A 9820-nucleotide genomic window follows, 5' to 3' on the forward strand; every position below is an offset into this window, starting at 1 on the left:
ACCCCCCAGACCCCCCCCCCCCCCCCCCCCCCCCTTGTTGTTTCCTCTTTCCCCAGAAAAACAACACCCCCCCCCCCCCCCCCCCCCCCCGCCCCCCCCCCCCCCCCCCGCTGCACGAAGCCAGTCGTCAGTGGTGCCGTTGCACCGACTCCGACTGCGCGCGAGTGTCAGTGACCCCCGCAGGGTCCTCGGCGCTCTCGGGTGCCGTCCGCTCCACGAACTTCTCCAGCGTGAACGTCATGTCACCGTTCGAGCCGTAGCGCGTGCACATCTGGGTGGGGTAGTACCCGGACTTCTCCACCGCCGGTGTCTGGGGTATCGATCGGCACGCCGCTGAAGGCTTCGTAGCGACGATCCAGTCCTTGTTCAGCACCGGTTCCCAGAACGTGATGTGCCCGTCCCACGTACCGTAGGAGAATGCCTGAGTGAACGGATCACCGTTGGCCGGAGCCGCATTGGGGTCGATGAGGTGGTTCCCCATACGACCCGCGGCTCCGGGCAGCCCCCAGCCCTCAGGAGCGTACGGTGCCGGCACGGTCTTCTTGGCCTTCGCGTCGTCATCGCAGTTGATGACGAGATTGCACGGCCCGTTGCGTATCTGATTCCGGGCCGCGAAATCCTGGATGAAGAAGTGCAGGTCGAAGTGCGGCTTGTCGAAGACATGCGTGGGACCGTGACCATGCATCTGCCAGTTGAACATCAGCCACTTGAACGGCAGACCGTCGAGCTTCGGGAACCACAGGTCACGCTCGTGGCCACTCGCACAGTCCGTTTCGAGGTCGATGCCGCCGCCGTCCTTGTCGAAGCACGTCTGACCGTCATGGCTCGGCGCCGACGGCAGCGACTTCATGGCCGCTGCGTCGACTCGGACGGCGAGCACTTTCGGATGCCGGGCGGCGTCGGCGGCGTACAAAGTCTCGACGAAGCCATCGCCGAGCGAGACCTTGTTGAACGACGTCAGAGCCGGCAAGCTGCTCGCCTCGGCCGGCTCCGCTGCCACAGAACGGGCCGCGCCGGTGGCCGAGACCAACGGCGCGAGCCCGAGCAGAGCAGCAACGCTGAGCCCGAGACCGAGCAACCAGCGCCCACGTACTTTCCTCATCATCGACCTGTCCCCCCGCTGTGTCTCTCGGTTCTCAGTGCTCTGCGTGCCACTCGAAAGCCTTGAAGGGCTCGTCGACCGGTGCGTCAGTCATGCGGTTGGCGTAGGTCGAGATGGTGTAGACGCCCAGCCCCAGCACGACCTCCAGCGCGTTCCGCTGGGTGTAGCCGGCGTCGAAGAATGCCTTCATGGTCTCGTCGGCCACATGTCCGTGGCCTTCCATCACCGCGAGGGTGAAGACCCGCATGGCCTCCAGCTTCGCGTCCTCCAGCGGCTTGCGGGCGCGCAGGGCCTCGATGAGGGACTGGTCGGCGTTGCTGCGCTTCAGCATCGCGCTGTGCATGGCCACGCAGTAGTGACACTCCACTGTGGTGGCCATCGTGAGGATGAAGACCTCGCGCTCGATGGGGCTCAAGGTGGTCTTGTTGAACAGCGCGTTACCGTTCATGAAGCCCTCGAGCAGCTCCGGCGACTCGGCCATCAATGCCACCGGCGCGGGCACAAAACCGAAGCCCTTGGCGGTGTTCTCCATGATGGGACGTGCGGCTTCGGGGGCCGACGAGACGTCGTGGCGGGTGAAAGCGGTCACGATGAGTTCCTCTCTGAACTGTGTGAGCCGAGCGACGGGACTGCCGTTCGGTGGTCTGAAGTGGCCCAGGCGTCGCGCACCGTCGTGATGAGTGCATCGAGCTGATCAGGGCGCAGAAGGGAATAGTGGTCACCTTCGAAGGTGTGGACGGCGACGTGCTCGGTGAAATGAGTGGCCCATGCCGAGGTCACAGCCTCGGAGGCGCCCTCGCTCGCGCGGATCAGCACGACCGGTGACCCGTAACTGCCCGGTTTGTGGTCGGCAAGGGCGCGGGCGTTGGTGACGAATCGGGAGAGCAGTCCGTCGATCGTCTCCTGATCGGTGTCGCCGTCCAGCAGTTCGCCGGCCCGCAGCCGTTCGACCAGGGCCTCGTCAGGATTGTCGACTTGTTCCAGGTCGTACCCGGCCAGTGGATCGGGCGCGCCGGCGATATGCGCGACGTCCCGGGCGAACCACTCGAGCAGCCGTGCGCGCGACGGGGCATCACCGTGATCGTCGGGGTGCTCCATCAGGTCGATGGCGACGACCGGGGCCACGGCGAGTCCATGCGCCGTCAACCGCTCGGCCCCGGCCGGCCAGCCGCTGCTGTGCTGCCGCGTAGTGTGCGACGACACGACCGCCTTCGTGTGCCGTGAGCGCATCGACGGCGACCGCACCGGCGATTTCGCCGAGCGAGTGCCCGACCACCACGGTGGGGTGTACTCCGCGGGCGGCCAGGCTACGGGTCAGCCCGACCTGGATCGCGTAGATCGCGGACTGGCACACGGCCACGCCGTACGGTTCGAGGTCGGCCCCAGAGGCGAGCAGTTCCGTAATGGAGGTCCCCAGCACCGGCGCCGCGCCGCGGTCGCACTCGGCGACCGCGGCGCGGAACACCGGGTCGGACCGGAGCAAGTCACGAGCCATTCCGGCCCATTGACCGCCGAAAGGTGAGAGCACGAACACCACGTCGCCGGTCTGCTGCATACCGTCGGACAGCGCGGACCGGTCGCCGTCCCGGACGGGTGAGGCGTCTGTGACAGCGGGCTCCCGCTGATAGGGGCCGACCACGACGTGCGCATTCGTACCGCCCCAGCCGAAGCTGCTGACCCCGCCCAGCACAGGCTCGCCGGACGGCAGGGACACCGAAGTGGACGGCACGGCCAGGTTCAGAGCATCGAGATCGATGTGAGAATTCACCTCACCGGCCAGGATGCACGGCGGGACGACGCCGTGGTGCATGACGAGAGCCGCCTTCACGAGCCCCGCAACGCCCGCGGCCCCCTCGAGGTGCCCGATGTTCGCCTTGAGCGTGCCGAGCTGGACGGGCTCCGCCGCTCCTTCCAGAGCGCCGGCCAGGGCAGCCGCCTCGATCGGGTCGCCCAGAGGCGTACCGGTGCCGTGTGTCTCGACGAATCGCACCTGTCCGGGGTCGGTCCGGCCCCGTGCATGCGCCTCCTGAATGACATCCTGTTGTGCGCGGGGGCTGGGCGCTGTCAGCCCATTGGTGTGCCCGTCGTTGTTGACCGCGCTTCCGTGCAGCAGGCACCAGATGTGGTCGCCGTCCCGCTCGGCATCGGCGAGCCGCTTCACGACCAGCGCTACGGCGCCCTCGCCACGGCCAAAGCCGTCCGCTCGGTTGGCAAAAGCCTTGCTGCGTCCGTCGGGCGCGAGTCCGCCGAAGGCGATGAGGTCGGCCGTGGTGGCTGCCGACTGAAGGAGGTTGACGCCTCCCACGATGGCAGCGTCGATTTCGCCCAGTCGCAGGGCCTGGGCGGCCAAGTGCACGGCCACCAGGGAGGACGAGCAGGCGGAATCCAAGGTGACCGACGGCCCATGCAGGTCGTAGAGGTAAGAGATCCGGTTCGCGACCATCGAGAGGCTCGAGCCGGTCGCCGTGTGCATGGTGTGCCGCCCCGGCCGGGATACCGCGCCGTGCTCGTTCCAGATGCTGCCGACGTAGACGCCCGTCGCGCTGCCGTGCAGGCCCGTACGGAGCAGCGAAGACGTCTCGATCGCCTCCCAGCAGACCTCGAGGAAGAGCCGCTGAACCGGATCGAGTGCCGATGCTTCGCGTGGGGTGAGATGGAAGAAGCAATGGTCGAACTCATCGAATTGCTGCCGCAGGTATCCGGCGTCGAGCGCCGGCGCCCGGCCGTCGGCGAAGCGCCCCTTCGGCGCCGGTCCGATTGCGTCCTGGCCGGCCAGGACCAGTTCCCACAGCTGCGAGACAGTGTCGGCGCCCGGCAGCCGCGCCGCCATGGAGACGATCGCCAGTGGCTCGGCTGGTTCCCCGCCGATGCGTCTTCGCCTTCCCGCTGCGGCATCGGCGGCCTTCTCCCTGGACACCGCAGCGGCTGCGAGCTTGTTCACGGTGGGGGCAGCCCACACCGTAGCGACGGCCAGGTCACGCCCGAGGCGCAGCCCCAGACGCCCGACCATGGCCGCGGCAGCCTGGGAGCTCATCCCAACCGAGGAAAAGGTCGCATTGCGGTCCAGTTCGTGGGCCGGTACGGCCAGTTCTTCAGCTACGTACGCCGCGATCCACTCGGCAACATCCGCTATCGTCCACGTTTCTTCCGTGCCCGTCATGCGCACCGCCCCATGCCGGCCGCCGTCTCCAGGACGACTGCGGTGAAGACCAGGGAATCCGTAACCAGCCAACGCCCGGTGACGTCGGCCGGCAGCCCCGGGGCCTGGCGGGTGCGGTGCAGGCGGGCGTCAAACCTGCCGCGCCAGGCACCCTCACCGAGCCGGCACAGCCCCCTCAGCTCGATCCGCAACTGCGCGAAGTCAAGGAGGCTCGCGCCCAGTCCGTAAAGGGCCTTGCACGCCGCTTCCTTGGCGGAAAAGGCAACCGTCTCCGGCCATAAACCGGGATCGGTCGGCCAACCACGTCGTTCTCCCGGCGTGGCGATGGCATTGACAAGCTCATCGGCGAGCGGACGGTGCGGTTCGGCGTCAATGCCCAGCGCGCGAACGTCACGGCGGGCAGCCACGGCGGCGGCACGGAACCCCGAACAGTGGGTGATCGAACCGGTGAACCCCTGGGGCCAGGCCGGTGCGCCACTGGACGTACGCACCAAGTCAGTGGATGGCGCCCCTACTGCGCTCAGCACCTTTCGCGCCAGCGCTCTGCCCGTCACGAACTCGGCGCGCCGTGCAGGCACCGCCCATCCGAGCGACTCCAACTCGCGATCAGTGGCCCCTGATGACACATCGCAGGTGGACTGAGCCACTTCGACACCGACCGGCACGATGTCCGCCATCAAGCCTTTGATGCCTGGATCCAGAAGTCGAGCAAGCACGTTGAAGACCCTCCCCCCGTATCCCCAAGAGGTCGTCAACCCGGTTGACGGTATCAGGCGAACCAGGGTGCTCAGCGGCATTATTGGCCCGGATTCACCCTGCCTTGAGGCGGAATCACCGCCTCCTCACGGCATCACCCACTGCGCGCCCACCACGCATATGCCCGTGACCTGCACCGCTCCGCACCCCACTCCCCCGCTTCACTGCACACGCACGTGATCTAAGTCACTCCAGCGGGCGGCGTCTCGGACAGTCAGCGCGCAGTCCCCTCGAATCTGCACCCCACCCAAGCACCGCCCGAGGCAGTCGGCGTTCAGAGCGCATCAAACCCTCTGCCGCCGCCGTCGACGTCAGGCGTTCCCGTCGGTCCCTTGATTCAGTGTCGAGCGTCCCTTCAGCACCGAAGGGACCATCCAGACCGGGCCATAGCACTGAGCGGCGGCGAGCAGAACGAGCAGACGTCCGCTCGCCAGGACCTCAGCCCGCAGGCCTCGACAAAGGGGGGTGTTGGTCATGAGCCGTCAAGAACAACGGGACAGACGCAGCGTGCCCGTCGGGCGGAGCATCACGGTGGGGCACGAGGGTCTCCTGCACTCGGGGAGATGTCGCAATCGCCACCGAAGTCAGAGGGTCTGAGGATGATCCTTTGGAGTGGACACCCTGATACTTGGATCTTGGTGGTCCAGGGAGGCATGTCCAGGTGGGACGCCAGTCTCCGTACCGGGAGGAGTTTCGGAAGGACGCCGTCGCGTTGTACCGCGCGTCCGACGGGAAGCGCACATATGCGGCGGTGGCCGCGGATCTCGGGATCACCGGGGAGACGCTGCGCACGTGGGTCCGCAAGGACACCGGCCGGTCCGCGCCTGAGCCATCGGGCGGCAGCACGCAGAGCCCGGCCGAGGAACTGGCCCGGCTGCGGGCCGAGAACCAGCGGCTGCGACACGCGGAGAAGGAGTGGCAGATGGAGCGCGAGATCCTGCGCCGGGCAGCCGACTATTTCGCCCGGGAGGTGAAGTGAGCTCCCGCCGCTGGGACTTCATCTCTGACAACTGCGCCGACATCGGTGTGAAGCGGATATGCCGGGCCCTGGGCGTTGCCCGTTCCGGCTGCTACCGGCACCAGGCCACCACGCAGGCCCGCGCCGAGCGCCAGGCCGAGCAGACCGCTGCGGTCGCCGAGACCCGGGAGATCCACGCCGCACACCACGGAGCCTATGGCGCCAGACCCAGCTGGAACTCTTCCGCTGGCTGGCCTACTACAACCGGCGTCAACGTCACTCCACCCTCGGCTATCTCACACCAGCCGAGTTCGAACAACAGTTGATCTCGTCACGTACGCTGTCACTCGTCGCATGAAACCCGGTGTCCACTCCCGAGGTTGAACCTCAGCCCAGCGGGCAATCAGTTCGCGCCACACGTTGCCCCCTTGTGTTTACATTCGTACGGATCATCGTATTCGGGACTGGAACCAATTCCCGAGTACGTCGTCGCCTGGCCGGTACCCCCAAGGCATCCGTCATTCGGGCGCCAGCCCTGCATGCGAGCTCGCTGAGCCTCCGGGCAGACGGGTGGACGGGTGGACGCATCGAGTTCAGCGTCAGGCCGCCCGGCGTTGGCTTCCGCTTCTGCAGGTCAGTTTCCGGCAGGGGCGGGGATGTTCGGGTGATCGGTGAGCCACTGCTGGAGTTCGCGGTGGCGGAACTGGTAGGCGGTGCCCGACAGACGCATCAGCCCGGCGGCACAGCACCAGTCGAGGAACGCACCCAGGCGCCACGGCAGCTTCCCCCGGGCACAGATCAGGAAGACCGCATATCGGCGCAGGGGGGCAGCCCTGACCATCGTGGCAGCCAGCCCGACGGCCAGTCCTATAGCCACACCGCTGAAGGGAGCCAGGCTGAAGGGGGCCAGATCGAGTGCAGCGATCTCGATCCCCCCGGAGAGGGCGATATCTTCAGGCCACCAACTGGGGAGAATCTCGCTCGCGTACCGACTGGGCGTGGCGGTGCCCTTGCGCCCTACGCCAGCGACGCTCAATAAGAGGGTCCCGACCAGTGCGCTCGAGAAGCCGCTCGCGACTCCGGCCAAGACGGCGCGCGGCAGGACCCTCCGCATGACGGTGCGCGGGGAGGCCGTCGCGGCGGGTTCACCGGACGCTCCGTCCACGAGTCCGCCGAGGACGCCGCCCACGACCCCGCCCACGCACCCGAGCACGAGGCCGACCAGCGGCATAACCAGCGGGCCCGGGACTTTGCCCAGGCCGAGAATGCCTAGCTCCAGTGTCACAATCGAGTCGAGAGGACCCTTCCCTAGCGCCAAAGCCACACCATTCATGGCGAGCCCGCCGCTGATCCCCCATAGGAGCCCCATCAGCAGCCTCCGCCCCAGCCCGGCCCAGAACCGGCGCAGGCCACTGCGGGACCTCAGCAGTCTCCACTCAAGGTGTCTTGGTACGGGCTGCCGGGCACGTACCGCGGCCAGACCCGCGAAGATACCGAACGCCAAGGCGACCACCAGAGCCGTGAGAATGACGAGTAGCAGGCAGACCAAAAGACCCCAAAAGGTGCTGGATGCATAGAAGTCGGTGAGGGACGGGTCGGTGGAAAGGAAAAGGAGCAGGAGCAGGAGCAGGGTGGAGATCCACGGCAGGAGTGCCGCAGTGGCGGTGAGCAGGCCGTCGGCCATGCGCACGCGGAGGCGTCCGGCCAGCGGCCAGAGTTCATGGAGAACCAGGTCGGTGCCCGGTCGGGCATCAGAGGGCTCGGGCTGGCCCGGCGCGTCGAGGTGGGTCGCGAGGCGGGCGAGCCATCGGTGGACGCGGGCGGTGTCATAGCGAGGGTGGGGGTACAGGGTGCTGGCGGCGGGGATGAAGCGGGCCAGCAGGTGCTCGTCAAGTTCCTCGGGGGTGGTGTGCCGCAGGAGTTCGGCGGGGTCACTGTCACGGGCGTACACGGTGGCCGCGAGGCACAGCCGCCACGGTGTCGACAGCGTGGTGGCCAGCGGACCGGTCGGGTCGTCGCGCAGTGCTGTCAGGACGGGTTCCCAGCGCGCGGGGGTGCCGGACCGGCTGAGCAGATAGGCGTGTGCGTCCAGAGCGGGGACGGCGTCGATGTCGACGCGCGCGGCGTCCAGCAACCGGGTGTGTGGCGCGAGGGCGTCGTAGTGGGCGGCGCGGCAGGTCAGTACGAGAGGGCCGGCATCGCGGCCCTCCTGATAGGCGTTGAGGGCGTCCAGCGCGGCCAGAGCGCGGGGAGCATCGGGAGAGGGAGTGCCGTCCGGCTGGGTGGGGTCCATCTCGTCGAGGCCGTCGAGCACGGGGAGCACCCGGTGGTGGCGGACGAGTGCGTCGGCCATCGCCGCGGGCCAGTCGTAGACGTCGACGAGCCGGCCAACGAGCAGTTCACGCACGGGGATGCTGGTGTCCCATTCGGCCAGGGACACCCGTACCGGCACCGGTTCGTCCTCGCCGCGCTCTTCGAGCAGGGCGAGCATCAGTTCCAGGGCCAGGACGGTCTTACCCGAGCCCGCGGCGCCGGTGACGACCAGGCGGCGTGGGCGGGTCTGCCGGTAGTAGGCAGCCACGTCCGGAACGGTGAGCGTGCCGTCGAACAGGCGCCCCGTGTCCGCGGGCACCGTCGCGGCACGGGCCGGGGCCGCCCGGACGGTGAAGGTGAGATTGATGCGCTGCGTGTCGTTGCCGAGGAGCTGCCGCCACTGTTGCTCCTCGGACTTCTTGATCTGCGTCGCCAGGGTGGCTGCCCAGTCGCGTGAGCGGTTCGCCAGGTCACCCTCCGGGGCCCGGCGCAGAGCCAGAACTGCGGCCAGCAGCCCCGCGACCGCGATCGGTAGCCCGAGTAGTGCGGCCGTGTCCGCGGGGTCCAGCTTCTCGGCACCCCACACCTGCCGCACCGCGTAGATGAGGCTGGCTCCCAGCAGCACCACAGCGCAGACGCCCAGCCGTATCCACCGACGCCGATGCCCGCCCCCCGATCCCCTCCCTTGCCATGGTTCACCCGTTCCCGGCAATCACCGCACCGTGCACGAGGCCGATTCTCTGGCAACGGGCTTTCAGAGATAAGTACATGACGGAACATTACGGCTGTGGAGACTCGGTGGTCCACCGTGGCAACACGGACCCAGGCCGCGGGCCTGCTCGCCCAGGCCGCCGAGGCCGTCCGGGCGGCGCCCCCACCACCGCATTGCCACTCGCCCTCGCCGCACGGAACACCAAGCAGACCGGCTACATCGCCAAGGAGGGGCACCCGAGCCTCGAAGTCAGAGACTTCACCACCGGCCGACTGCGCTACTCCTCCCCCAGCGGAAACATCGACAGCTCGGAACTATTGGCAGGCGGTGAGCTCCTGGTTCAATCGGCGAATCCCATCCCGATCCAACTCGAAATATCAGCATCAGGGATCGCGGCTTCAAGCTGACGAATGTGCTGGAGAATTCCCGCTGCAGGCGTGCGGACGGCCGTGATGAGATGAGATCGTCTCAACGAAAGGATGAGATGACCCGGACCACCCCGCCGCGGCCCCTGGACATTGAGCAGATCTTCCCCGAGCTGGCGGCCCACCGTGCGACCAGCACTCGCCTCCACCCTCGACCCGGGGCGCCGAAACCTCACGACAGCTCCGTCGGCGGGCCGCTGTTGTGGCCGGCGGACGAGCCAGCAAGGTACCGATCTGGTCCAGGTGTTGTGGTGCCCGTTTGATGGTCACGGTCGGCAGGGGACGGTCGCCGTCGACGTGGGGTGGGGGGGGGGGGGGGGGGGGGGGGGGGGGGGGGGGGGGGGGGGGGGGGGGGGGGGGGGGGGGGGGGGGGGGGGGGGGGGGGGGGGGGGGG

Annotated in this window: 6 protein-coding genes and 1 pseudogene; 1 reads left to right on the plus strand and 6 read right to left on the minus strand. The window is 68.1% G+C overall.

Annotated features, from left to right (window positions below; translation table 11 throughout):
- Positions 1–127: 127 nt before the first annotated feature.
- Genes ACZ4MH_RS33945 through ACZ4MH_RS33965 form a run of 5 tightly spaced genes read right to left on the minus strand, consistent with a single transcriptional unit; the run spans position 128 to position 4939 of the window.
- Positions 128–1105, minus strand: coding sequence for a hypothetical protein (locus tag ACZ4MH_RS33945; protein ID WP_351587828.1), 978 nt, complete (start codon positions 1103–1105; stop codon positions 128–130).
- Between the two features lie 31 nt (positions 1106–1136).
- Positions 1137–1691: a carboxymuconolactone decarboxylase family protein gene (locus tag ACZ4MH_RS33950; protein WP_351587831.1), complete on the minus strand. Its 555-nt coding sequence runs from the start codon at positions 1689–1691 to the stop codon at positions 1137–1139.
- Positions 1688–2227, minus strand: a complete 540-nt coding sequence (locus ACZ4MH_RS33955) for a hypothetical protein (RefSeq protein ID WP_351587834.1) — start codon at positions 2225–2227, stop codon at positions 1688–1690. The genes ACZ4MH_RS33950 and ACZ4MH_RS33955 overlap by 4 nt, the downstream gene beginning before the upstream one ends.
- Entirely contained in the window at positions 2175–4262 is a 2088-nt protein-coding gene (locus ACZ4MH_RS33960; RefSeq protein WP_351587837.1) for a beta-ketoacyl synthase N-terminal-like domain-containing protein, read from the minus strand. The genes ACZ4MH_RS33955 and ACZ4MH_RS33960 overlap by 53 nt, the downstream gene beginning before the upstream one ends.
- Positions 4259–4939 carry a 4'-phosphopantetheinyl transferase family protein gene (locus ACZ4MH_RS33965; RefSeq protein ID WP_467754855.1) on the minus strand — a complete coding sequence of 227 codons (681 nt, stop codon included), beginning with the start codon at positions 4937–4939 and terminating at the stop codon, positions 4259–4261. Before ACZ4MH_RS33965 ends, ACZ4MH_RS33960 begins: the two co-directional genes overlap by 4 nt.
- A 740-nt stretch (positions 4940–5679) precedes the next feature.
- Between ACZ4MH_RS33965 and ACZ4MH_RS33970 the strand changes: the two are divergent.
- Positions 5680–6200, plus strand: a pseudogene (locus tag ACZ4MH_RS33970) (transposase); the annotation flags it as partial.
- Positions 6201–6610: 410 nt separating this feature from the next.
- On the opposite strand, the gene ACZ4MH_RS33975 reads toward ACZ4MH_RS33970, so the two are convergent.
- Complete coding sequence (locus ACZ4MH_RS33975) at positions 6611–8917, minus strand: NACHT domain-containing protein (RefSeq protein ID WP_351587842.1); 2307 nt, start codon at positions 8915–8917, stop codon at positions 6611–6613.
- Between the last annotated feature and the right edge of the window lie 903 nt (positions 8918–9820).

It is taken from the genome of Streptomyces sp. NPDC026301 (assembly GCF_055567935.1).

Bases quoted from the DNA above. Each gene is read 5' to 3' on its own strand.
- ACZ4MH_RS33945 (WP_351587828.1), bottom strand. From the start codon at position 1,105: ATGATGAGGAAAGTACGTGGGCGCTGGTTGCTCGGTCTCGGGCTCAGC.
- ACZ4MH_RS33965 (WP_467754855.1), bottom strand. From the start codon at position 4,939: ATGGCGGACATCGTGCCGGTCGGTGTCGAAGTGGCTCAGTCCACCTGC.
- ACZ4MH_RS33960 (WP_351587837.1), bottom strand. From the start codon at position 4,262: ATGACGGGCACGGAAGAAACGTGGACGATAGCGGATGTTGCCGAGTGG.